At 34.3% G+C, this 22,831-nt stretch carries 27 protein-coding genes; 22 read left to right on the top strand and 5 right to left on the bottom strand.

What is annotated here, in order from left to right:
• Positions 1–1,031: 1,031 nt before the first annotated feature.
• From HMPREF9402_RS12220 to HMPREF9402_RS12200, 5 genes are all read left to right on the top strand, one after another.
• Positions 1,032–2,411: a carbohydrate ABC transporter permease gene (locus HMPREF9402_RS12220; protein WP_006783275.1), complete on the top strand. Its 1,380-nt coding sequence runs from the start codon at positions 1,032–1,034 to the stop codon at positions 2,409–2,411.
• A gap of 3 nt (positions 2,412–2,414) precedes the next feature.
• Positions 2,415–3,281, top strand: a complete 867-nt coding sequence (locus HMPREF9402_RS12215) for a sugar ABC transporter permease (RefSeq protein WP_006783274.1) — start codon at positions 2,415–2,417, stop codon at positions 3,279–3,281.
• A 169-nt stretch (positions 3,282–3,450) separates the two neighbouring features.
• Positions 3,451–4,470, top strand: coding sequence for a tRNA epoxyqueuosine(34) reductase QueG (queG, locus tag HMPREF9402_RS12210; protein ID WP_006783273.1), 1,020 nt, complete (start codon positions 3,451–3,453; stop codon positions 4,468–4,470).
• Between the two features lie 49 nt (positions 4,471–4,519).
• Positions 4,520–5,041: a tRNA (cytidine(34)-2'-O)-methyltransferase gene (locus tag HMPREF9402_RS12205; protein WP_006783272.1), complete on the top strand. Its 522-nt coding sequence runs from the start codon at positions 4,520–4,522 to the stop codon at positions 5,039–5,041.
• 126 nt (positions 5,042–5,167) lie between these two features.
• Positions 5,168–5,743: a helix-turn-helix domain-containing protein gene (locus HMPREF9402_RS12200; protein WP_039931043.1), complete on the top strand. Its 576-nt coding sequence runs from the start codon at positions 5,168–5,170 to the stop codon at positions 5,741–5,743.
• Between the two features lie 29 nt (positions 5,744–5,772).
• On the opposite strand, the gene HMPREF9402_RS12195 is transcribed toward HMPREF9402_RS12200, so the two are convergent.
• Positions 5,773–6,000 carry a DUF3892 domain-containing protein gene (locus tag HMPREF9402_RS12195; protein WP_006783270.1) on the bottom strand — a complete coding sequence of 76 codons (228 nt, stop codon included), beginning with the start codon at positions 5,998–6,000 and terminating at the stop codon, positions 5,773–5,775.
• A 132-nt stretch (positions 6,001–6,132) separates the two neighbouring features.
• Here HMPREF9402_RS12195 and HMPREF9402_RS12190 point away from each other — a divergent pair, with 132 nt between their 5' ends.
• The 11 genes from HMPREF9402_RS12190 (at position 6,133) to HMPREF9402_RS12140 (ending at position 16,049) form a co-directional block, all read left to right on the top strand.
• Positions 6,133–7,017, top strand: coding sequence for an aldose 1-epimerase family protein (locus HMPREF9402_RS12190; protein ID WP_006783269.1), 885 nt, complete (start codon positions 6,133–6,135; stop codon positions 7,015–7,017).
• Between the two features lie 97 nt (positions 7,018–7,114).
• Positions 7,115–8,836, top strand: coding sequence for a phospho-sugar mutase (locus HMPREF9402_RS12185; RefSeq protein ID WP_006783268.1), 1,722 nt, complete (start codon positions 7,115–7,117; stop codon positions 8,834–8,836).
• Between the two features lie 123 nt (positions 8,837–8,959).
• A complete protein-coding gene (locus tag HMPREF9402_RS12180; RefSeq protein ID WP_006783267.1) occupies positions 8,960–9,175 on the top strand; it encodes a hypothetical protein in 216 nt (71 codons plus the stop codon).
• Positions 9,176–9,494: 319 nt separating this feature from the next.
• Positions 9,495–10,049, top strand: coding sequence for a GNAT family N-acetyltransferase (locus tag HMPREF9402_RS12175; protein ID WP_009607482.1), 555 nt, complete (start codon positions 9,495–9,497; stop codon positions 10,047–10,049).
• A gap of 121 nt (positions 10,050–10,170) precedes the next feature.
• Entirely contained in the window at positions 10,171–10,626 is a 456-nt protein-coding gene (locus HMPREF9402_RS12170) for a hypothetical protein (RefSeq protein WP_039931042.1), read from the top strand.
• Between the two features lie 102 nt (positions 10,627–10,728).
• Positions 10,729–11,736 carry a nucleoid-associated protein gene (locus HMPREF9402_RS12165; protein ID WP_006783265.1) on the top strand — a complete coding sequence of 336 codons (1,008 nt, stop codon included), beginning with the start codon at positions 10,729–10,731 and terminating at the stop codon, positions 11,734–11,736.
• 893 nt (positions 11,737–12,629) lie between these two features.
• Positions 12,630–12,866: a hypothetical protein gene (locus HMPREF9402_RS12160; RefSeq protein ID WP_006783264.1), complete on the top strand. Its 237-nt coding sequence runs from the start codon at positions 12,630–12,632 to the stop codon at positions 12,864–12,866.
• A gap of 449 nt (positions 12,867–13,315) precedes the next feature.
• A complete protein-coding gene (locus HMPREF9402_RS12155; protein ID WP_009607486.1) occupies positions 13,316–13,570 on the top strand; it encodes a hypothetical protein in 255 nt (84 codons plus the stop codon).
• Positions 13,571–13,774: 204 nt separating this feature from the next.
• The gene (locus tag HMPREF9402_RS12150) at positions 13,775–15,145 is read left to right on the top strand and encodes an SIR2 family protein (RefSeq protein ID WP_009607477.1); all 1,371 of its coding nucleotides are present in this window, start codon (positions 13,775–13,777) and stop codon (positions 15,143–15,145) included.
• A 27-nt stretch (positions 15,146–15,172) separates the two neighbouring features.
• Positions 15,173–15,520, top strand: coding sequence for an IS1096 element passenger TnpR family protein (locus HMPREF9402_RS12145; protein ID WP_009607476.1), 348 nt, complete (start codon positions 15,173–15,175; stop codon positions 15,518–15,520).
• 199 nt (positions 15,521–15,719) lie between these two features.
• Positions 15,720–16,049 carry a hypothetical protein gene (locus tag HMPREF9402_RS12140; protein WP_039931041.1) on the top strand — a complete coding sequence of 110 codons (330 nt, stop codon included), beginning with the start codon at positions 15,720–15,722 and terminating at the stop codon, positions 16,047–16,049.
• Positions 16,050–16,065: 16 nt separating this feature from the next.
• Here HMPREF9402_RS12140 and HMPREF9402_RS15060 read toward each other — a convergent pair whose 3' ends face one another.
• Positions 16,066–16,263, bottom strand: a complete 198-nt coding sequence (locus HMPREF9402_RS15060; protein WP_009607488.1) for a DUF4177 domain-containing protein — start codon at positions 16,261–16,263, stop codon at positions 16,066–16,068.
• Positions 16,264–16,433: 170 nt separating this feature from the next.
• Here HMPREF9402_RS15060 and HMPREF9402_RS12130 point away from each other — a divergent pair, with 170 nt between their 5' ends.
• From HMPREF9402_RS12130 to HMPREF9402_RS12105, 6 genes are all read left to right on the top strand, one after another.
• A complete protein-coding gene (locus HMPREF9402_RS12130; RefSeq protein ID WP_009607484.1) occupies positions 16,434–16,853 on the top strand; it encodes a GNAT family N-acetyltransferase in 420 nt (139 codons plus the stop codon).
• 97 nt (positions 16,854–16,950) lie between these two features.
• Positions 16,951–17,991: a ParA family protein gene (locus HMPREF9402_RS12125; RefSeq protein ID WP_009607478.1), complete on the top strand. Its 1,041-nt coding sequence runs from the start codon at positions 16,951–16,953 to the stop codon at positions 17,989–17,991.
• Positions 17,992–18,003: 12 nt separating this feature from the next.
• Entirely contained in the window at positions 18,004–18,519 is a 516-nt protein-coding gene (locus HMPREF9402_RS12120) for a hypothetical protein (RefSeq protein WP_009607479.1), read from the top strand.
• 33 nt (positions 18,520–18,552) lie between these two features.
• Positions 18,553–18,933 (top strand): hypothetical protein, encoded by a 381-nt coding sequence (locus HMPREF9402_RS12115; protein WP_006783254.1) that lies wholly within the window; start codon positions 18,553–18,555, stop codon positions 18,931–18,933.
• 216 nt (positions 18,934–19,149) lie between these two features.
• On the top strand, positions 19,150–19,572 hold the full coding sequence (locus HMPREF9402_RS12110; protein ID WP_006784397.1) for a GNAT family N-acetyltransferase: 423 nt from the start codon (positions 19,150–19,152) through the stop codon (positions 19,570–19,572).
• A gap of 116 nt (positions 19,573–19,688) precedes the next feature.
• Positions 19,689–20,498: a CPBP family glutamic-type intramembrane protease gene (locus tag HMPREF9402_RS12105; protein WP_009607483.1), complete on the top strand. Its 810-nt coding sequence runs from the start codon at positions 19,689–19,691 to the stop codon at positions 20,496–20,498.
• A 48-nt stretch (positions 20,499–20,546) separates the two neighbouring features.
• Here the strand turns inward: HMPREF9402_RS12105 and HMPREF9402_RS12100 are convergent, their stop codons facing one another.
• From HMPREF9402_RS12100 to HMPREF9402_RS12090, 3 genes are all read right to left on the bottom strand, one after another.
• Complete coding sequence (locus HMPREF9402_RS12100; protein ID WP_175282064.1) at positions 20,547–21,449, bottom strand: sensor histidine kinase; 903 nt, start codon at positions 21,447–21,449, stop codon at positions 20,547–20,549.
• 101 nt (positions 21,450–21,550) lie between these two features.
• Entirely contained in the window at positions 21,551–21,916 is a 366-nt protein-coding gene (locus HMPREF9402_RS12095; RefSeq protein WP_039931039.1) for a hypothetical protein, read from the bottom strand.
• The gene (locus HMPREF9402_RS12090; protein ID WP_009607472.1) at positions 21,916–22,590 is read right to left on the bottom strand and encodes a response regulator transcription factor; all 675 of its coding nucleotides are present in this window, start codon (positions 22,588–22,590) and stop codon (positions 21,916–21,918) included. Before HMPREF9402_RS12090 ends, HMPREF9402_RS12095 begins: the two co-directional genes overlap by 1 nt.
• Positions 22,591–22,831 lie beyond the last annotated feature (241 nt).

The raw sequence follows: 22,831 nt of genomic DNA, 5'->3' as shown, positions 1-22,831 counted from the left end.
ATAAGATAAAAATAGAGGAGTTAATGAACAATTAGTGGAGGAAGAATCAGTTAGATAGTAGGTCATAGTTAGTTTATTTTAGATAGAAAGAGAATGATTTTTAAAAGTTGGAAGGGGGAATTAGGAGATATCTTATTTTAAGTAAGTGATTTGTTCTTTATTTAAGGTATGAAGATTAAATTCAGATTGTGATCTTAAGTTGCCATGAATTCAGGTGATACACTTAGAAGGTAGTTTAAGCTGTATATGACATATTAAAAATAGCTACCAGTAAGATTTGAGAGGCTATCCATGCTTCTTTTCAAGCTCTAAATGGACAGGAAAAACCCCTTAATTGAATAGATAGAATGACACAATTTTTAATATACGTTAGTAGATCGCCTGAAATCAGTCTGGAAGAGTTTAAATAGGTATCATTCCTTCAGTATGGTTATTATAAAAGATATGCAACTTTAATAGGGAAAGATAGTTGATAAAATATGGAGTAGCGATTAAAATTTTTTGTTTTAATTGTTCTTTTAGTCATTAATAAGGTAACAGAAAAGAGGTTAAATGTCTTTTGGGGACATGATAAAAGATGTTCTCTCTTCACTAAAATCACATACTAAAAGGGAGATAAATTAAAGTGATTTTTAAGTATGTAATAAATATGGTATACCGTCATTTTTTGGAAATTTTTATTGATTTTAATTCAACAATTTTTCTTTTTCTTTTATTGAAACAAAAGAAAAAAAGACACATTATGCGAAAATACGAGATATTTAGATATGGAAAAATGATGGTTTCAATAGTAATCAGGTATAATTTTCAAAAAAAAATATTATGTAATTGGTTACACGGTTTCATTTAGCAAAATAAAACGTTATCATATAGCTATAGCACCGAGGGGGAAGCAAATTACGTTCATTTACTTCCCAATAGTTTATTTGTCTTTTAAAGTTGATTGTAAATAAATTATTGGGAGTAAGTGAAGAGGGGTAAGGCTAATACCGCGGGTGTAAAGCAAATATCATCGTAGGCAGGTGGAGAGAATGAAAAAGCCAAAATTGGCAGCATTATTATCAGTTTTTGTATGGGGGGCAGGCCAAGCATACAATAAACAATGGTTAAAAGCAGTTTTATTCTTTGTTTTCCAAGCATTTTTAGTTGGAGCAGAATTGCTAACAGGAAATTATTTTACTGGGGCCTTTTCATTCCGTGAAAGTACAGGTTTCTTCGGAAAAGGACTTTGGGGTTTAATTACATTAGGTACACAAACTTCAATGTTAACTGAGAGCGGGTTAACGCCCGGGGATCACTCAGTTATGTTATTAATTCAAGGTATTATTGCAGCAATCATCTTAGTTGTATTTACAGTGATTTATGTTGTAAATATTCGAGATGCATACAAATCAGCAGAATTAATTAATGAGACAGGCGAAGTAATGTCGAGTAAAGAATGGTTAATTCAAACATGGGAACATGCATTTGAATATATTGTAATCGTTCCTTCAACATTAATGTTATTAATGTTCTCATTCATGCCAATCATCTTTGCATTCTTAGTAGCATTTACAAACTACAATAGTGCGCATTTACCACCAACTAAACTAGTTGACTGGGTTGGATTAGCAAACTTTAAATTCTTATTTACAATTGGCGAAACCGCTTCTTCTACTGCTGACGGTGGGAATATTTGGTTCTACACTTTCTGGAATGTATTCTTATGGACAATTATTTTCGCAGTGATTTCGACTGCAGCACCATTCTTCTTAGGATTATTCCAAGCGGTAATTTTAAATAATAAACGCGTTGTAGGTAAAAAAATCTGGCGTAGTATTTTAATTTTACCATGGGCAGTACCAGCCTTAATTTCGCAGTTAAACTTCCAACAATTATTTAATGGACAATTTGGTCCTATCAATAAATATTTAATGCAAGCAGGAATCATAGATTCTCCAATTTATTGGTTAACAGATTCTTCAAATCCTTGGATTCCACGTTTAACAATTTTAGGTATTGGATTATGGTTAGGATTCCCATACTTCATGGCTTTAATGTCAGGTATTATGACGTCAATTTCAAAAGAAATTTATGAAGCAGCTGAGGTAGATGGAGCGAATGAACGTCAGCAGTTCTGGAAAATTACATTACCTTTAGTACTTGCTTCGACAGCTCCTTTATTAGTTATGTCATTTGCGGGTAACTTTAATAACTTCGGATTAATTTACTTCTTAACTCAAGGGGGACCTGTTAATCCAAACTTTATCTACGCAGGACATACAGATATCTTAATTTCATGGATTTATAAATTAACGCTCGATTATCGTATGTATAACATGGCATCAGTAATGTCGATTATTATTTTCTTAATCATCGGTACTTTCTCTGCATGGAACTTCACGAGAACGGCTGCGTTTAAGGAGGACTAGGAAATGGCGTCTAAAGCATCTTCAAAAATAAATACAATGAGTAAAATTAAAGAGATTTCTTATACAATCTTAATTTATTTAGAATTAATTTTCATGTGTATTATAGTTTTATTCCCGATCGTTTGGATTGTTGGTTCATCATTTAACCAAGGTTCATCTCTTGCAACTGCAACACCATTCCCTGAAAATCCAACGATTGAACATTATTTCCGATTATTTAAGGAAACTAACTTTGCACAATGGTATTTAAATACATTAAAAATTGCTGTTATTAACATGATTTTATCTGTTGCTTTATCAACTAGTATGGGATATATCTTTGCACGTTTCCGTTTCAAAGGTAAAAAACCAGCGTTAATTTCAGTATTAGTACTTCAAATGTTCCCTTCATTCATGGGGATGACAGCTCTTTACATTTTATTCTTAACTTTCAACATGTTAGATAACCACTGGGCATTAATCTTATGTTATGCTGCTGGACAAATTCCAATGAATACATGGTTAATCAAAGGGTATTTAGGTTCAATTCCAAAAGAGTTAGATGAGTCGGCAATGATTGACGGTGCAACGAAAGCTCAAATCTTCTTCAAGATTATTTTCCCTCTTGCACAACCTATCATTTCATTCGTTGCTGTCACTCAGTTCATGGCACCTTGGATGGACTTTATCTTCCCTCGTATGATCATTTCAACAAACTCTAAGTTAACGTTAGCAGTTGGTTTATATGATATGATTAACGGACAAAATCAAAATAACTTTACAATGTTCGCGGCAGGATGTGTGCTTGTTGCCGTTCCAATTACAATTCTTTATGTGTCAATGCAACGATTCCTTATCGAAGGTATTACAGCAGGGGCAAACAAAGGATAAAAATTTCAAGAGATACCTTCGGGTATCTCTTTTTGTTTAGGAACTAAAGTTTTAGCTTATAATACGATAGATTCAATTAAGTTTTTCATAGCAAAAAAATTAGCTTAATATTGTTTGATTTTTTCTGACTTTATAGGTAAAGTAGAGGAGATAGATAGTAGGTGATTTAATGAAAGATAAGTTGATTGAATATAGTAAGTCAATTGGAATTGATGTGATTGGATTTTGTAGTGTCGATCCTTTTTTAGAGTTGGCTGATGAAATTAGAAGGCGTGATGAGCTTGGTTGGTCGTCTGGTCTAACTAAGGGGAGTATCCTAGAACGGACAAATCCTCTGTTATCAATGGAAAACGCTAAAACGTTTATTTCAATTGGTGTCAGTTATCCGAGAAATACTCAGTTTCCGGTACAAGATAAAGAGGATCCTTATGTGCAGTTTTCGCGTTCGTCATGGGGTGTTGATTATCATGTGATTGTTGGGGAAAAGCTTCAGTTGCTTGAAGAGTGGCTGAAGAAAGAAATTCCTGGCATTGAGGTGATTGTGAGTGTTGATACGGGTGTTTTTAATGATCGAGCAGTTGCCTTACGTTCTGGAATTGGGTTTAGTGGGAAGAACAGTTCGATTATCAATGAGACGTTTGGGAGTTATCTTTATTTAGGAGAGTTATTAGTTAGTTATGAGTTTCCAAGTGATAATCCAATCGAGCGTCAGTGTGGAACGTGTGATCGTTGTGTAAGAGCCTGCCCGACTAAGGCGATTCAACCTGATGGAAGCTTGAATGAGAAGAGATGTTTATCTTATGTGACGCAGTCTAAGGAGTTCTTAGATCCAGAGTTGTATAAGAAAATTAGTAAAAATATTTATGGATGTGATATTTGTCAGGAGGCTTGTCCGTATAATCGTGAAGTGGATTTTCATTTGCATGAGAAGATGGAGCCAACAGGTGTAGAGTTTCCAAAGATTGATGAAATTTTGAAGATGAGTAATAAAGAGTTTAAACAGAAGTATGGTCATTTAGCAGGCTCTTGGAGAGGTGTCTCAGTTTTGAAACGTAATGCGATGTTTAATGCTAGTTTTTATAAGTATAAAGAGGCTCTGCCAGAGATAGCAAAATTACGAGATGGACAAGCACCAGACTGGTTGAGAGAAGCGGCTATTGTAGCTTACGAAGAGTTAGAGAAGAAGTAAGGTTCCTTTCTAAATTTGGTTGTGATAAAATAAAATAGAGGTGAGGCAAATGGCAATTCATTTAGTACAATTTAATCCAGAGATTCCACAAAATACGGGTAATATTATGCGTACTTGTGCAGCGACGGATATTAAGTTACATTTAATTAAACCAATGGGATTCACACTTGATGAAAAAAGTATTAAACGTGCAGGTGCAAATTATGTAAATGAAGTGGATTATGTCGTTTACGAGAACTGGGACGAATTTGTTGAAAAAAATAAAGGTGGAAAGTTCTGTTTCTGTACGCGTTATGGTCAAAAGAATCATACGGAGATGGATTTTTCAAATCCTGAAGAAGATTATTACATTGTATTAGGAGCAGAGAGTTGCGGTATTCCGAAGGAGATTTTGCGTCCTTATTTTGAAAACTGTTTCCGTATTCCAATGACAAATAAAGTTCGTTCGTTAAATGTTTCAAATGTAGCGGCTATTTTAGCTTATGAGGCTTTACGTCAACAAAGTTTCTTAGATTTATGGACAGTTGAACCATTTAAAGGAGCAGACTGGGTTTTACGTGATGAAGAATAGAAAAAAGTGACGATTGTCACTTTTTTTATTTATGCAACTTTGAGTTGCGAGGTTTTCAAGGTTGAGATGGTAGCTTAGTGTAGGGAAATCTAGTATGGTTGTAAGTGAAAGAAAGGAGTGTTTGAGATGATGTTAGGTGAAAAAATTGTACAACTCCGTAAAGAGGAAAGGTTATCACAAGAGCAGTTGGCAATGAAACTCAATGTTTCAAGACAGGCAATTTCTAAATGGGAGCTAGGAGATGCCATTCCAGATACAGAGCATGTAGTTAGGTTGGCAGAGGTTTTTAATGTTTCAATTGATTCCTTATTACGTGGTGATTTAAAATGTCAGCCGACTAATCAAGGAAAGTGTTTGCCTGTATTAATTGGTATGATGGTAATCGGTTTAGTTGTTTCTTTTATGATGTGGGGGACTTTTAAAAGTTTTATGTTAGTGACAATAGGGTGGGTTATTCAAATTGTGACGATTATATTATTTATAGTGATTCATGAAAAACCGACTTATAAGGAGATATATTGGATAAAAGTTTCAAGTGTTTGGCTTATCCCCCCTTTTATTGTGAAGTATTTAGTGGATCAGTTGATGATATTTTATCCTAAAGCTAGACCAGCGATTTTTGATTTGATAGTAGTAAGTATGGTGTACCTTATGATTAGTGTAGGAGTAACAATTATTTTGAAGAAAAAAAGCACTGATTAGTCAGTGCTTTTGGAATATTTCCTCGGAAATTAGAAGTTTGGTAAGTTTGATAGGTTGTTATCTTTATCACCATCGACAACCCCGCGGATATAGGTACCACCACCTTTACCTTTGAAGGTTTGAGCGTTTTCGATGAGTCCTTTTTCACAAAGTTCTTTGGCTGTTTCGTAATCGTATTCTTTTCCTGTGTTTGATTTGAAAGCTACAAGGTCGCCATCGTTGTTACGACGGACAGCGACAAATTTTTCTTTTGTCATAGATATGACCTCCTTTTTTGTAGTTTTCCCTATATTTGATAAAAAAATCGCATTTAGTAAAAATTATGATATAATAAAATAGCGATTTCATGATGTGAAATAATAGTTTAGATGAAGTAGGTGAGGGATAGAATGATTCAAATTCAGAATGAAAAATTATTAGTGGAAATTAGTACTCTTGGAGCCGAAGTAAAGCGAGTTTATCATTTAGGGCATGAGATTGATTATTTATGGGATTCAAATCCGTCGTTTTGGGCAAAATCATCGCCGATTTTATTTCCAATTGTAGGTAGACTAGCAAAGAATCAGTATTTATATGATGGAAAGTCGTATTCATTATCACAACACGGATTTGCCCGTGATTTAGAGTTTGAATTAGTAGAACAAGGATCTGATACTGTTTGGTTTGAACTAAAGGCAAATGATGTGACACGTGAGATGTATCCATTCGATTTTGTTTTACGTATTGGATATGTATTAGAGGATGAGACGTTAGCTGTAAAATGGCAGGTGTTGAATCATAACGAGGAAGTGATGCCATTTTCAATTGGAGCCCATCCTGCTTTTAGTACAAAGTTGGCGTCTGATGATGAATACAGTGATTATTATCTTCATTTTGAGACAAATGAAGGAATTTCGACGTATTTATTTGACAATGAAACTGGCCGTGTGTATGAAGAGAAGGAACAAATTATTGATAAATTAAAGTTATTACCGTTAAGTAAAGAGTTATTTGAAGAGTATCCGACGTTAATTATTGAAAATGAAGCGGCTATCACGCTTGGATGTTATAATCATGAACGTGAAGTGGTTGTACGTTTTGATGGATTCCCGTATGTTGGAATTTGGTCGCCAATTAATGCTTTAGGTGAGATTGCAGATTTTGTTTGTATCGAGCCTTGGTATGGAGTGGCGGATACGGTTGGTGAGCCACAAGAACTGATGAGTAAGAAGGGAATTCAAGTCATTGAACCTCATTCGATGTTTGAGGTGAGTTATTCGATGACTTTTAAGTAAGAAGTTTGTCGGTATTTTTAAAATAGTCTATATTATTTTTTGGTTATTATTATGATATAATAACTATCAGTTAAATTATGAATATGGAGGGTGAGCTATGTCTTTCGAAACAGAATTCAATAACTGGATGGGACAAGAAAATTTAGAGTCTTATTTAAAAGAACAATTAGAAAACATGACAGAAGTAGAAAAAGAGGATGCTTTTTATCGTAACTTAGAGTTCGGTACAGGGGGAATGCGTGGGGTTGTTGGACCTGGTACAAACCGTATGAATATTTATACAATTCGTAAAGCAAATGAAGGATTTGCAAAGTATTTATTAGGTTTAGGTGAAGATGCTAAGGAACGTGGAGTGGTGATTGCTTATGATTGCCGTCATTTCTCACCAGAATTTGCAATGGAGTCAGCTAAAGTGATGGCTTCTCATGGAATCAAAGCGTATGTGTTTGAATCATTACGTCCAACTCCTGAGTTATCATTTGCTGTTCGTTATTTAAATGCGGTAGGAGGAATTGTGGTAACAGCTTCTCATAATCCGCCTGAGTATAATGGATACAAAATTTATGATGAAACAGGTTGTCAATTAGTTCCTGCTGAAGCAGATCAAGTGATTGCATTAGTGGATGCGATTGAGAATGTGTTTGAGATTGAAGTAAAATCTGAAGAAGAATTAAAAGCGGCTGGATTAATTGAAATCATTGGTTCTGAAATTGATGATGTGTATACAGAGCGTGTTAAAGCATTAGAAATTAATCCAGATTGTAATAAAAAAGATTTAAAAATCGTGTTTACACCATTACATGGAACAGCGAATATTCCAGTTCGCCGTGTGTTAACTGAGTGTGGATATGACCAATTACATGTTGTAGAAGAACAATGTGTTCCAGATCCAAACTTCTCAACTGTAAAATCTCCAAACCCAGAGGAAGCATCTGCGTTTGAAATGGCGATTACTTTAGGGAATGAGATTGATGCAGATATTTTAATTGCAACGGATCCAGATGCAGACCGCGTAGGTTTAGCTGTTAAAAATCCTGAAGGGGAATATGTGTTATTAACAGGTAACCAAACAGGTGCTATTTTAATTCATTATATTTTATCTCAAAAGAAAGCTCATGGAACGTTACCAGCTAAAGGTAAAGTATTCAATACGATTGTAACATCTGATATGGGAGCGGCTATTGCACGTTCTTATGGATTTGAAGTGGTTTCAACGTTAACAGGATTCAAATTTATCGGTGAGCAAGCTCGTATGCTTGAAGATACTGATTATGAATATGTATTCGGGTATGAAGAGTCTTATGGTTATTTAATTGGAGATTTCGTACGCGATAAAGACTCTGTACAATCTGTTTTAATGTGTGCTGAGGCAGCAGCTTATTATAAACAAAATGGAAAAACATTATATGATGTTTTAATGGAGTTATATGAAACTTACGGATGCTACCGCGAAGCGTTAGTCAATATTACGTTAAAAGGTAAAGAAGGAGCAGATAAAATTCAATCGATTTTAGCTGAATTCCGTGAATTCACACCTTTAACAGTTGCAGGTAAAGATGTTGTGGCGGTAGAAGATTACAAAGAATCTATTCATACAGATTTAAAAAATGATACAACAACTGCAATTGACTTACCAAAATCAAATGTCTTAAAATATACATTAGAAGATGGTTCTTGGTTTGTTTTACGTCCATCTGGAACTGAGCCAAAAGCTAAAGTTTATATCGGTGTTGTTGCTGATGTATTAGAAAAAGCAGATGAGCAAGTAGCAAAAATTAAAGAAGATGTATTATCTCGCGTTAATGAAATTATCGCTTAATTAACTTAATCTATACACACACTTGAGTTTTTCGTGAATTTTATCACGGAGAACTCTTTTTTTATTTTCAATTATGTGGTAGTATTGATTTGTGAAAAAAATAACATATAAGGGGATGAAGATATGAAAGGACGAGTATCAATTGCAACCTATCAAACAAATAATCATGTTGCCAAGGCTTTAGTGAAGCCAACACAAGGAAAAGTGTTTTGTAAAGGGGAACGTTTAGTTGTAAGAAAACATGGGTTTAAAAATGAGGGATTAAATTTTGCTGGATTCAAAAATCGCAAGTATAATGAAACAGTAGAATTTGGATACGGACGTCGAGTTTGTAGTTAAGGGATAAGGGATTAAAACTTTCGAGTTTTAATCTTTTTTTTATTAATCTAAGACATTTTTGTTTTCAATATTGAGTCATAGAGCATTTTGATAATGAGCTTGCCATAGGTAGTTCTAGACCAATTAAAAGCTGTTTAAGCGTGAAAAAATAGATATATATAATAGAAAGTATATTTAGTAATTAATTTTTTTAAGGTTATAGATCTAGGATATGTTCTATATTTTGTGGCTTTCTAAAGTGAAATGTTGTAGAAGAATAAGAGCATTGGAATATAATAAAGGGATCAAGGAAAAAGTCGTGGCGTGGGAGGGGGATCTAATGAATATTTCGGTAAATCATCGTGCGATTAGAGATTTCAATGAGTTAGCTGAGTTAGTCACAGATGAGGTTGCCAATTTTTGTGTTCAATGGAAAAAAGGATTAGATGAATTATTAGATGAAAATGTGCGGTTGTTAATATATATGAGACGATACGGCTATGAAGTGAAGTATCACTTTGAGAATGGTCGATTAAATTGGTTATTTCAGTTAGAATTGTATTATCCAAATCAAAGTCCGCAATTTGAAGGAAAAATTACATATATTAAAATTCATAAGTTTGCTACTTTACCTATGTATCAAGGGAATGGATCTAAAGTATTTGAGCATTTATTAAATTGTACTCAAGCATTTGGTGGGCTAAGTATGATTCGATTACGTTCTGTTCGAACTGCGGTGAGTTTTTGGAAGAAACAAGGATTTCAAGAGTTAGAGAAAACAGAAGAGTTAGCACTTAATCAAGACTGTGAAAAAATACCTCAGATGCTAAAAAATTATAAGTTTGTTTATGTTATCAAACCTTGTAATTGTAATTCATGTCAATCTTATCATTAAAAGCAAAGCACTATGCTTTGCTTTTTGTTTTATCTTCGTATTCGCTTTCATAAACTAAGTTTAGGGGTGATACGATGGAGAGGTTGAATTATTTATTGAGCTTTTAAAGCAAGAATCAGATGTGATTTATGATTTAGTATGGGATGAAACTGAGTATGGTTATTTTATAGAGGTGATGGGAAATAATAGAGGCTATTTATGGACGATGCAGTTACGAGTTTATTTTAATCAGGATCATGAATATTTATCTTATTTAATGATTCAGTTTTTTCAGGTTTCAATATCTCATCATGGTCATGGAGTTGATTTGTTTAATAGACTGTTACGTTGTAGTGAGGCTTTTAAATATTTAGTGATGATTAGACTTACAGCAGGAGATGAGGTAGGTAAAAAATTTTGGATTGAAAAGAATAATTTTCGACTTAAGGGCGATGTCTATGATAAGATTACGGGTGATAGCAAGTGGTTCGACATTGATTGCCTTAAAAAGCCCGCGCAGCTAAATCTTTATCAATATATTTATGATGTAAGGCGTTGTACATGTGAGTCGTGCCAATCTTATTATAAAGAAAGTTAGGGAGAACCTAGCTTTTTTATTTACCTTTACGACAATTTATGTATTATGTTCACCTTAATTTTATTGTATACTTGTAGGTATGATTATAAAGAGGTGAAAGAAATGGCGGTAAATGTTAAGAGTTGTTATTTATATTTGTTAGATAATGTCCATCAGATGTTCATGCCAACAGAGCGTCCGATTGATGATACAGTGGATGGGGCATACCACTTTTTAGAGAAAAATATTGAGAAGTGTATGAAAAATGCTGGGGGACGTCCTGCTGTGTTTAAGGAAGACAGTGAAGCGCGTCAGCTATTTTTAGATTATCGCAATCGTGCAATTGAGTTTTCAGAATTTGCAGAGAAAATTGCAGCGAAGCGATTTGATATTAAAGATCGTTACGAGATTTTTACATCAACTGATTTATTTTTATGCGAAGTAACCATTTCAGATCAAGACTATGTCGTAGGGCTTGAGCTAACGTGTAAAGAGGGGATGGTTCACCACGTTAATCAAAGTGAAACCGGAATTCAAAACAACCTAATTGTCCATCAAGCAATTATTCCAGCAGCTAGTTTAAGTAGCGCAAACTTCTTTGCGATTAGTTTAGATAAACTAACACTGACAATTTTAGAAAATATGACAGTAACAGTTGATGACGATACATTCCTTTATGCGGATAAAATCTTAGGATGTAAAACTGAAATCTCCGTAAAAGAAGCTGTAAAAAAAGCACGTATTGTGGCAGATGAAGTCATCAAAAATCATGATTTAGATAAATTAGAAGTCGTACCGGCCTTAGAACGTGTCATCAAAGAAACCATTAACGAAGGAAAAGACCTTGACCTAAAAGAAGTCGCAGAAGAAGTCTTCTACCAAGTTCCAGAAGCAAAACTAACATACGTGACACAAATCGAAGAAGATCACGGAATCAAGAAACCAGTACAAAACACAAACTGGGTCAAAATGCCACTGAAGAAAACACAAAAAATCAAAACAGACACAGGAATTGAAATCACCATCCCACTCGACTACTACAACAACAAAGACTACATCGAAGTCATCAACATGCCAGATGGAAGATTATCAATACAAATCAAAAACGTCGGGAACATCGAGAATAAGTAGGGGGGCCCCCACGAAAAAAAGACTAAGCTCTGCTTAGTCTTTTTTCTATCCTCCACAAGTGGGGTGATACTGAGTTGCAGACTGGTGTTAATTTAAATGAAACCGTAAATTTAGATTAAATGATTGACTTAAGTTTGAAATTTACGAACTCGTAGCTATCTTCCGCTGGTGGGCGGGGGGAGTCCTCACGCTAAGTAGCTCAATTGTAAATTGAGCTCTTAGCATTCGTCCACTAGTGAGGGGTTCCCTGTCCTAGTGAGCTTAACAGAATAGCTGATTAATGAAAAAATATATATTTAAGTTCACTAGGTTTCCTCCACTGATAGGGCAATGCCTGATTGCAGACTGGGTATTTGTTATATAGCAAAGACTAAGAAAAATTCAATTTTACTTAGTCTTTTTTCTATCCTCCACAAGTGGGGTGATACTGAGTTGCAGACTGGTGTTAATTTAAATGAAACCGTAAATTCAGATTAAATGATTGACTTAAGTTTGAAATTTACGAACTCGTAGCTATCTTCCGCTGGTGGGCGGGGGGAGTCCTCACGCTAAGTAGCTCAATTGTAAATTGAGCTCTTAGCATTCGTCCACTAGTGAGGGGTTCCCTGTCCTAGTGAAATTAACAGAATAGCTGATTAATGAAAAAAATATATATTTAAGTTCACTAGGTTTTCTCCACTGATAGGGTTATACCTTATTGTAGACTGGTGTTAATTTAAATGAAACCGTAAATTCATATTAAATGACTGACCTAGACTTGAAAATTACGAACTCGTAGATACTCATTATTGGTGGATGAAATATAAATTAAGTATTTGCGATATGACATTTAATAGAGTTTCATAGTATGAGACAAGAGAGAAATATTTCTCTCTTTTTAATTGGGAGGAAGTATGAAAAAAGAAGATAAATGGAATGGTATTTGTATTTCTGGAGCCTTTATTTTTATATTAGGTTTCTTGTATTTAAATCCAGATTACTTAGGAAACAGAGTAGTCAATGGGATGATTTCAACTCTATCTGGTATTATTGGTATTGTTGGTCTCACTGTTGAATTGAGTAAGTTAATGAAGAAGATAGATGGATTAATAGATTTAGGGAGTGGGTGTTTTTTTATAGTGATATGGTAGGTAATTTATGATAACTGAAATTATGCATTTTTAAATTTTTTGATTCTATTTTTCTTATTCTTTGGAGTTTATGGGATTTTAAATGGAGTAGCAAAAATAATTGAAAGCATTCGAAGTAGTTCTGCTACTTTTAGCTTCAAATCAATCGGAATTATGACTGCTAATTTAGCTGTTTTTTTATTAACTGTTTTACAGATTGTACAAATTGTGTTACCTCCTAGTTAAGAATGCATAATTCATTCTAGTAGATGAGTGTAGCTTTAACTTATGATACAATTATGTTGAACTATACTGATTGAATTTGAAGTTGGAAATGGCACCCAAAGCGCTACTTTAAAGTAGTAACTAGAGATGTAGGATACGCCGCCCTACCAAGTTTAATCAATGGAAAAGGGAAGAGAAATCTTCTCTTTTTTCTTTGTCCAAAGATCGATATAATGAGGATATTTGTGGATAAAGGAATGCTATGGATGGCTCAAGAAATGATGGATAAATGGATTGAGGAAATTCAGGAAGAGTTAAAGAATATAGATAAAATTAAGTTGGGTGAATGTAGTAAACTAATTCAAGAATTTGTTTCTCATTGTTTGATGAGTAAAAGTGGGATGCTTTTCTTAGAGAGTGATGCTTTTAAAAGTCGTGTAGCAGATGGAACTTTGACTCGACAGATGTGGGAAGAGCTTGAAGATGATTTAGTTAAGTAGGGTGATTTGCTAGATCGTTGTATTGAAGTTTATGGTGATTTTGATTCATTATTGGTAGACGATGATTTAGATTGTGCTATTATTTGTTATCTGGCATTCCCTTATTATTTTAACAATTGATAAAAGGGTCAACTTTTGTTTTGATAATAATCGTGTATATGGTAATATATTAAGATTAGATATTAGGACTTGGAGGTTACTGAAATGGCAAAAAATATTGTGATTAATGAGTTTTCGACTGCTCTGGTTCAGAAAAAGGGAGCAATTTTTATTGGAGCAGGCATTTCGGTTCCTTCTGGTTTTAAGAGTTGGGTTGAATTATTAAGGGAGATGCAGGAAGATATTGATTTAGAGATTGATGATCATTTAGATTTAACAGAGGTTGCTCAATTTATTGTTAATAATAATTTAAATAATAAGGGTCGTATTTTGAATAAGATTGTAGAGTGTTATACGACGACAGATGGGATTTATAGTAATAAGTATCATAAGGTGTTGGCGCAGATGAATGTGATGACGATTTGGACGACGAATTATGATACCCTTTTAGAGGAATCTTTTCGTCATGTTTCAACTGTGATTCGACGTTGTGATACGGATTTGTTACCGATTGTGGATATCGATCAGAAGATTGAAATTATTAAGATGCATGGTAGTGTCGATAGTCCATCGCCTGAGAATTTAGTTATTACGAAAGAGGATTATGAGGATTATTTTTACACGCATCCATTAACGACGGAACGTCTTAAAAATGATTTGTTGAATAAGTCGTTTTTATTTATTGGATATAGTTATCGTGATTCGAATATTCGCTCGATTATGACACAGATTCGACAACTTTGTAGTCGTGGGACGCGAACTCATTATATGGTGGTTGAAAAAGAGAAGAATGTGAATTCATATAAGCTTCAAAAGCTCTGGGCAAAGGATTTAGAGCGTTTTGGGATTAAAACGTATATTTATGAGAATGCGGATCAGAGTCATCGTGAGTTACTTGAGATAATGGAGAGTATTGCTCAGAAGTCAAAGGGGAATACATTGTTTGTAACAGGGAGTCATACGGTAGAAGAAAGTGCGTTCCTCGAGGAACTTGGTGTTGAATTGGCTAGAATTAAGAATTTAACGTTAATTAATGGGCAGTCTAAAGGCGTCGCTAATATTGTGTTAAAAAGTTTTATTGACGAGTGTTTGAATTTAGGTCAATCTGTTCAAAATCGAATTGAGATTTATGCCAATCCTTGTGCTCATAATGAAGATTGGGAAATGAAAGAGGAGTATGGAGCATTGCTTGAAAGTTTTAAGTATCGTTTAGTTAGACAGACGCAGATTATGATTGTGCTTCCAGGTTCTTATGGAACGAAGGCTGAAATTGAGAAGGCAAAGCAGTTAGGAACAATCATTATTCCTATTATTACAGAAGATCGTAATGAGTTGATTGATGAGTTGTTAGAAAATATAAATATTGTTGAGAGACTGAAGATATTCTCTCCATCTCTATACCATAGCCTAAAAAATGAGCAGTTAACGACGGTTGATGAAGTTATTGAATGTGTGAAAAATATTTTAGCAGTTTAAAGGCAATGATATGAGAAGGCATATCAGGTGAAACTTTCGTTAAATGAGTTAGAGGTCTGGCGACGTGTCGTATTTCCAGCAGATATTACGTTTTATGGGCTACATCGTGTGATTCAATATAGTATGGGATGGTTCGAAAGTCACTTGTATGAATTTGAGGTACAGTCAGAGAAGTTAGTTATTGTCGATAGTAAGGAGCAAGCAGAAGAGCTAGTTTTTTATAATTCACAGCCAGCTTATGATGGACGTATTAAGAAACCTAAGATATTTAGAACTAGTCGTGGTGTGAAAATGGATTGCTATTTAAATGAGTCATGTTCGATGTGTTTAGATGGAGATGAGGCTTGCCTACCTGAGATTAGTTGTGATGAGTGATTGTAATCATCCAGATTATGAAGAAATCATGGAGTGGTTAGAGGATGCTCAGTATGAAGATTTCAATTTAAAAAATACAAATCATTGAATGAAAGAGTTGAAGTTAAAGCGTGCGAAGAAAAGCTAGTTTATGAGTTAAACTAGCTTTTTTTGAGTGGTATAATTAATCTATTGATTAAGGATAAAGGGGAGTAGACGGATGAGGAGAGGTTTGAAGATAGTTGGATTATTACCATTTGGGGTACATTTAATTTTTTGTATAGGGATAGGGTTCTTGGGTTCGCTTATTTGGAGTGTGGCCATACCTTTGTTAATTACGTTGTTTGTAGCAGGTCATGGTTTATGTAGTCCAGATAAAAAGTGGCGTGTAGCGGGATGGAGTTCACTGATTTTACTAACGCTAATGCTTTGTTATTTAGGGTTTAACAATGATTATTTTTATTTGTCAGAGGTTTATATAGCCGGTTTTTATTTTATTTACTTCTCAGTTGTTTATGGACTGAATATGCTGCAAAGAAAAAGACCGTGAATGGATTTCACGGTCTTTAATTTTTATTTTTTCTAAAGATTAGGTTGTAGCAATTTTGGAGTCTTGTTGATTGTGTATTGTTGGTTGTCATTTTGACGAATTGCCATCCGTCTTTTTTTTGTTTTTCAATGGTATGTTCAATTTCGTGTGTCATGTCTTGGAAGGAGTCCTTTTGTTTTAGAAATGGAACGGTAATCAGTTTGTATTCAATCAATAGTATAGCCCCCTATTTTTTAGAGTCTTTAATATATATGCGATTTGATATTTTTTTAGAACGTTAGCGCTATTTTGCAAAATATTAGTGTAATTTCGACTCATATATTAATTTTAAGTTCGAAAAATGATATAATTTTTGATAACGCTTATAAATGGGGGATATAACGTATGATGACTTTAATTAAAGATGTTAGTTTAGATTCTAGGGTAGAGAGTTTATTAGCATATGCGACGGATTCTAATAAGGTAACATCTGCATATGAAAGATATTTGGCGGATGAATGTTGTCTGCTTTATGGTTATGAAGTTGAGGGTGAGCTTGTTGGGGTTGTCGGAGTGCAGTTAACAGATCCTTATGAGGCTGAGATTTTGCAGATTGCAGTCGATCCGGATCATCGTGGATGTGGAATTGGGAAGCATATGCTTTCCTATTTGGCGAAGTGGCATGAGTTGACGAAGGTAATCGCCAAAACCGATGCACAGGCTGTTGAATTTTATCGCACGCTTGGATTTACGGCACAGAGTTTAGGTGAGATGTATCCAGCTTGTGAACGTTTTTGTTGTGAATTTGATTTTGATAAAAGATAGTGTTTGGAAGCTATCTTTTTTTTATTGGCTTTAATAATTAAGGAGGTCAGTTAATATAATGAATGGATAGCAAAATGTTTGTAACGGGGGAGAGGTTATGGGGAAAGCAAAGATTATTTCGGTGATTAATTATAAGGGTGGCGTTGGTAAGACGGTTAGTGCATTTAATATTGCAGCGGGATTAAATTTTTTGAATCATCATTCAGTCTTATTAATTGATTTAGATCCACAATGTTCGTTGAGCCGCATTTGTTTGCGAGCGTATAGCAATACTACTAGGAAACAAATAGGATTGAGTAAATTAAGTGAAGAGGAGACTATCAATTATGTTTTTAAAACATATTTAAATCAAGATATTTTAGATTTTGAAACAAAAATTGATTTAGAAAAACTCATTAAAAAAGATTTTTATACAGGAGGAAAGTATCGATTAAATCATTTCGACTTTATTCCGTGTTCAATGTTTATGGCAGACTCTAGTTCCTATATTCGTGGACTTGATGATCTTGAAGGGGATATTAAACGAAAGTATAGTCAGGGATTAAATACGACACTTCAACAAGTTACCCTTTTAGCAAAATTTTTAAGAGACTATAAATTAGATGAAAAATATGATTTCATCATTTTTGATTGTCCTCCAGCTAATAATATGATTACACAAAATGCTTTAGTGGTCTCTGATTATTACTTAATTCCTGTCATGATGGATGATATGGGAGTACAAGGTGTTCATCATATTTATAATATTGTTGAAAAGACATTTATTAGAGAGATACTAAATGAATATCAAACCATTATTAAGTCAAGCCCAACGACATCCTATTTAAAATTTTTTAAGCAGGGAACTCCGAAGTTATTAGGTGTATTTGAAACGTTAAAGAAAACAGGAAGCAATACAGAGCAGCCTAGGATAACCCTTAAAAGGGAGATACCTAACATATTTTTATTCGATTCGATTATCTACCATCAGATTGAAATGTCACATTTAATTGATGAAGGGGATTGTTGTTTTATAAAAAGTAAGAGTAAAGTAAAAACTCCATTAAATGAAGCGTATGGGAATTTGGTGTTTGAAATTCTCCAAAGATTACATGTTCCTAAAAAGCCAAATGCGAGAAAAGTAACAGATGTTTTATAAAGGAGATTAGTAATGAAAGACATTATTAAGGCATTAAAAGTTTATCAAGAAATATATAAATTAATGACAGGTCAGCAATGTGAAAAAGTTAGGGTTTTTATCGAGTTCCTCAAACCATATGAGCGAAAAAGTTTTGAGGAATTTCAATTTAATTTATCAAAAGATATTGAGTCTAAAAAAAGTAGGAAGGTTGTTAAAGTTGATGTAGTACAGTTAGGAAAAGATTTTTATGAGATGAAGCAGCTTCACTCTACTAATTCAGAGGTTACAGATTATATTGAATTAGCTGAGAATGTTAAAATAAAGGAAGTTTTAACTAGGAATTTAAGTGAGGCATATGCTGCCATAGAAGGGTGGGATTTGAAGACTATAAATGTGAGTCAATTGAACTTTTTAGGCTATGCTCTTTTAAATAGTGAGTTACGAGGAAAGACGAAGAAAGATAGAAAGAAAAATTTACTTCAGTTATTATGGAAAGTCATTGAAAGTGAAAAAATGAATGAAATTTACAAAAATAACCTATTATAAAGTGTAGTAAAAATTCCTTTTAGGAGGATATAGATGAAAGCTTTATGGTTAATTGTTTTTTGTTTGTTGGTCGGGTGTTCACCTGCTAAATCCCATGCTGTGATGGAGTATGATGTGAGTAAGTTACCGAGTGATTTTGGTGGTGATGAGGTTTATTCGATTGGATTGAATAGTCAAGGGATGCCTGTTTTTATTGATCCGGAGAAAGCATTTGAGCAAGCCTTGATTGATTATAAGGATGGCTTTAAGGCAATCCAACGTGAGTTTTATTTGCTACCGGTTAGTCACTTTACGTGGAAAGATTATAAGGCGTATGGATGGCAATTGACTCATGAAGATGATCAGATTGTTGAACAGGGATATGAGATTTCACGATTTTTTGATATTTATGAAAATAGTTTTTGCTCAGACTGATAAGGTTTGAGCTTTTTTTATTAAGGGGACTAAAATTTTATGAAATATCATAACTAAGCGAAAGAAACTGTTATCTTATTTGTTTAGGAGAATAGTAATGACAAGTTATCAAGTTAAGAAATCTTAAAAATGGGTGATGATTGCTCATTTTTTTGTTTGCGTTTTTGTCGAATTAAGGTAAAATATGAAGATACTATATCAAAAGGGGATTTTGAGATGAAGAAATTGATGGAGAGTTGTCTTGAAGATATCGAGTTTGTGGAGCGCCAGTTAGTTGACTTTAACGAGTCACATGTTCCATTTGAATTGACGGTCCCTTTTAATCAGTTTAATCAGCATATTAAAGATGAATCGGGATGTATTATTGCTGGAATTAATTGTGTTTATTACGCGTGGCATTGTATTTATATTGATGCATTATGGGTGAGTGAGGAGCACCGTGGTATGGGGCTCGCCTCAGAGTTATTAACTAAAATTGAGCAACTAGGACGTGAGTATGGGTGCCATTTAATTCACTTAGATACATTTGATTTTCAAGCGAAAGATTTTTATTTGAAGCATGGATACGAGATTCATGGAGTGCTTGAGGATTGTCCAAAAGGTCATGAGCGTTATTATATGAAGAAGGTGCTAGTTTAGCACTTTTTTTGTTAGGTTTATGTAAAGACTTAGTCAAGTTTTAGCTTTAAACGTCACATTGCTCATATTTTGATGTCATATCGATATGTTTTATAGAGAGTGATAGGAGGGTCAGTATGAGCGGTCATTTTAAAGATCAGTGTCGTAAGATTCCGTTGATTTCTTCGAACTGGTTTTGGTATGTATTGGTTGTTTTTGGATTTTTATTTTTATTAAAGACGCCTGTTTTGGCAGGGAATCCATTTAGTGAGTTCTTTTTGATGTCTTATCATGGAGTCTTTTTGATTTTTTCAGTGACGATAGGTTTTAAAGAGATGGCACCACTTTATAATAAAGAGGGTGGAATATGGCGGATGCTTCTTCTAGCAGGGGCCATTTTGTTCTTTTCGGCATTGGTTGAAGGGGTTGTGGGGGGATTTTTAGCAGCAGATGATCCGCAACAGTTGGAGCAGTATAGTTTTGAGTTATCTAGAAAGTATGTAACTGTTAGTTTTGTACGCTATGCACTGGTCGGGATTGGGGAAGAATTGTTTAAGTATATGATTTTCTTGATTCTTTACTATCCGTTGTGTAAGTTGTTCAAAAGCTATTGGTTACCATTGTTGATTTCAACCTTTGTGACGTGCTTTTTCTTTGGATTTTTACATGCCAATTATAATCCAGATGAATGGTTAACTATAACGTTAATTATTGCTTCGGGCGCTGTGGTTTATTTTTATTTCTTGATCAAGTATCAGACGATTATCCCGCTGATGTTTGCCCACTTTTTCCAAGATTTTTTAGTATCGCTTGAGTTAACAGAGCAATTAGAAGGCATATATGGCTTAACTTTTTTACTCATTTATATGGTGGTACTGATTTATATTTTTGGAAAAATGATAAAAGAGCTATTTAAAGGAATTAAAGAGAAGTTTATTGATAAATAAGTCAAAAGGAACTCATCCAAAAAAGTGGTGAGTTCCTATTTTATAAAGTTATAAAGTAATCGTGATGGTTAACCCATTTCCACGCGTACTAGAGGCCGAGATGATTCCCTCGTGAAGTTTCACGATATCGTAAGCAATCGCAAGTCCTAGGCCAGAACCAACGTTTGGTTTCTTTGTATTAGTTCCGCGATAATAACGTTTAAAAATATGTAGTAGGTCTTCTTCGCAAACTCCGACTCCATTGTCCTTTAGGGTGATGGTATGATCTTTGATATCGATTGAAATGAGGACAGATTCCTCGTTGTGAGTGATGGCATTCATCATTAAATTGGTGAAGACACGTCTCATTAGTAACTCATCGAGCATCAGGGGGATATATTCGTTATCGTAAGAGAACTGGATGTTATAGTTCTCGTATTTTGGGTCATTCATTATCTCAATGATAACGTGACGTAAAAGCGAAACAAGATTGACCTGCTTTTTATTAAGGATAAATTCTTTATTTTTAAGTCGTGTCGAAAGATTCAAATCATCTACAAGATTCTTGATATAGTCTGATTTTTCAATAATGGTTTGCGCTGACTTTTGGCGAGATATGAGATCCATTTCGTAACTCATATCGGCCATGATTTCGGCATTTCCTCTGATGGAAGTTAGAGGAGTTTTAATATCGTGTGAGATGTTAGCAATCCATTCTTCTCGGACGGTATCCATTTGTTGACGCTCATACTGTGTAACTTGAAGTTGCTGTGATAAATCTGTAATTCTGTCTTCTACTTCACGATAAAGACTTGGTTTTTGATTTGGCTTTAGATAATGTCCTTTGGATAAGGAAACGATATTTTGAATGATGTCATTCAGTGGTTTAACAAGATAGCGCGTTGAGATATAGCTAATGAAGAGGGCGATTAGACAGTTAACGATTAACATTAATGGAATATTATGTGTCATCATCATCTCTTCAGTATTGTAGTGAAGGGTGTAACGTCTGACTAAATCGAGTGGAAAAAATAATAAATAGGTAAGATGTGATTCATTTAACTGAATATCATTTATAAAGATCGTGCTCGATTCATTAGTTTGATACAAATCAATGAGTTGTTTGTATAAACACTTGGAATGTTATCAGGCAATTGATAAGCATAAACTTCTTGTTTTTGTTCGTTAATTATTTGAAGACTGACGTGAGATTCGTCAAGAAGTTTCTTTCCTTCTTCAGTGATCGTTAAATCTTCGGTGATATAGTTCGCAAATTGCTCAACAAATTGGTTGATGTAATGTTCGCCATATTGATATTCATCTGAGTGTGCTTTAAAGTGATAGCTTCTAAAGGTAACGAGACCGATATTGACAATGGCTAAGGTAATCAGGGCAATACATAGGGTTAGAAAGAAGTGTAAGGTTAATTTTTTCTTCATTAGTAACCCTCTTTGTAGACAAATTTATAACCAAGTCCGATGATGGTTGTGATGTGTTTGGGTTTAGAAGGATCGACTTCGATTTTTTTTCGAAGTCTTCGGATATGTACCGAGATGGTATTATCAAATTCAAAGTAGTCCTCTCCCCAGACTTCATGACAAATCTGTTCTTTGCTGACGATTTTATTCGCATGACGGACAAGGTACATGAGGAGTTTGTATTCCTTTGCTGTTAAGTCAAGAGGTTCATTATTTTTTGAAACGATGCCGTCTGTAATGGTAATGTTGCCAAATTGGATGGTTTTGGTTGTCGTTTTGAGACGAGCTTTGACACGGAAGGCGACTTCTTTGGCACTAAAGGGTTTGGTAATATAGTCATCAGCTCCGAGTGCAAAACCGAGTAGTCTATCGAATTCTTCTGTTTTGGCTGAGATGAAGAGAACGGGAATTTGACGATGTTGATGGATTTCTTTGATGAGTTGGTGTCCACTTAGATCGGGGAGCATGACGTCAAGTAGGACGAGGTCTGGATTTAAGGCTTTAAGAAGTGATAAGGCTTCAGTTCCAGTTGTGGCATGAAAGATGTGGGAAAACCCTTCATGTTTTAAGACGGTTTCTAGTAGTTCAATAATTTCAATTTCATCATCTACAATTAAAATTTTATTAGAAATCATAAGGTTTCTCCTTTAATTGGTCATTTTTTAGCTCATTATACCACAGAATTTAAAGAGTTAAGATGGATTTAAGATGGTGTTCATAAGGGTGTCAGGTGCGTGAGGTATGATAAGGTTGTCAATCAGATGTTGAAAGGGGAAATTTTGATGCAAGCTATTATGGAAACGGCTTTTGATGTCGTTTATTTATGTACGGTCATCACGCTTGGTATGACGATGGTTCGTAAAGGAAAGACAACGA

It is taken from the genome of Turicibacter sp. HGF1 (assembly GCF_000191865.1).
Classification (GTDB): domain Bacteria; phylum Bacillota_I; class Bacilli_A; order MOL361; family Turicibacteraceae; genus Turicibacter; species Turicibacter sanguinis.
Note: the sequence above shows the minus strand (reverse complement) of the source record. Positions and strands in the feature narration are given on the sequence as shown.

Coding starts and splice junctions, on each gene's coding strand:
- HMPREF9402_RS12220 (WP_006783275.1), top strand. CDS start 1,032: ATGAAAAAGCCAAAATTGGCAGCATTATTATCAGTTTTTGTATGGGGG.
- HMPREF9402_RS12215 (WP_006783274.1), top strand. CDS start 2,415: ATGGCGTCTAAAGCATCTTCAAAAATAAATACAATGAGTAAAATTAAA.
- queG (WP_006783273.1), top strand. CDS start 3,451: ATGAAAGATAAGTTGATTGAATATAGTAAGTCAATTGGAATTGATGTG.
- HMPREF9402_RS12205 (WP_006783272.1), top strand. CDS start 4,520: ATGGCAATTCATTTAGTACAATTTAATCCAGAGATTCCACAAAATACG.
- HMPREF9402_RS12200 (WP_039931043.1), top strand. CDS start 5,168: ATGATGTTAGGTGAAAAAATTGTACAACTCCGTAAAGAGGAAAGGTTA.
- HMPREF9402_RS12195 (WP_006783270.1), bottom strand. CDS start 6,000: ATGACAAAAGAAAAATTTGTCGCTGTCCGTCGTAACAACGATGGCGAC.
- HMPREF9402_RS12190 (WP_006783269.1), top strand. CDS start 6,133: ATGATTCAAATTCAGAATGAAAAATTATTAGTGGAAATTAGTACTCTT.
- HMPREF9402_RS12185 (WP_006783268.1), top strand. CDS start 7,115: ATGTCTTTCGAAACAGAATTCAATAACTGGATGGGACAAGAAAATTTA.
- HMPREF9402_RS12180 (WP_006783267.1), top strand. CDS start 8,960: ATGAAAGGACGAGTATCAATTGCAACCTATCAAACAAATAATCATGTT.
- HMPREF9402_RS12175 (WP_009607482.1), top strand. CDS start 9,495: ATGAATATTTCGGTAAATCATCGTGCGATTAGAGATTTCAATGAGTTA.
- HMPREF9402_RS12165 (WP_006783265.1), top strand. CDS start 10,729: ATGGCGGTAAATGTTAAGAGTTGTTATTTATATTTGTTAGATAATGTC.
- HMPREF9402_RS12160 (WP_006783264.1), top strand. CDS start 12,630: ATGAAAAAAGAAGATAAATGGAATGGTATTTGTATTTCTGGAGCCTTT.
- HMPREF9402_RS12150 (WP_009607477.1), top strand. CDS start 13,775: ATGGCAAAAAATATTGTGATTAATGAGTTTTCGACTGCTCTGGTTCAG.
- HMPREF9402_RS12140 (WP_039931041.1), top strand. CDS start 15,720: ATGAGGAGAGGTTTGAAGATAGTTGGATTATTACCATTTGGGGTACAT.
- HMPREF9402_RS12130 (WP_009607484.1), top strand. CDS start 16,434: ATGATGACTTTAATTAAAGATGTTAGTTTAGATTCTAGGGTAGAGAGT.
- HMPREF9402_RS12125 (WP_009607478.1), top strand. CDS start 16,951: ATGGGGAAAGCAAAGATTATTTCGGTGATTAATTATAAGGGTGGCGTT.
- HMPREF9402_RS12120 (WP_009607479.1), top strand. CDS start 18,004: ATGAAAGACATTATTAAGGCATTAAAAGTTTATCAAGAAATATATAAA.
- HMPREF9402_RS12115 (WP_006783254.1), top strand. CDS start 18,553: ATGAAAGCTTTATGGTTAATTGTTTTTTGTTTGTTGGTCGGGTGTTCA.
- HMPREF9402_RS12110 (WP_006784397.1), top strand. CDS start 19,150: ATGAAGAAATTGATGGAGAGTTGTCTTGAAGATATCGAGTTTGTGGAG.
- HMPREF9402_RS12105 (WP_009607483.1), top strand. CDS start 19,689: ATGAGCGGTCATTTTAAAGATCAGTGTCGTAAGATTCCGTTGATTTCT.
- HMPREF9402_RS12100 (WP_175282064.1), bottom strand. CDS start 21,449: ATGACACATAATATTCCATTAATGTTAATCGTTAACTGTCTAATCGCC.
- HMPREF9402_RS12095 (WP_039931039.1), bottom strand. CDS start 21,916: ATGAAGAAAAAATTAACCTTACACTTCTTTCTAACCCTATGTATTGCC.
- HMPREF9402_RS12090 (WP_009607472.1), bottom strand. CDS start 22,590: ATGATTTCTAATAAAATTTTAATTGTAGATGATGAAATTGAAATTATT.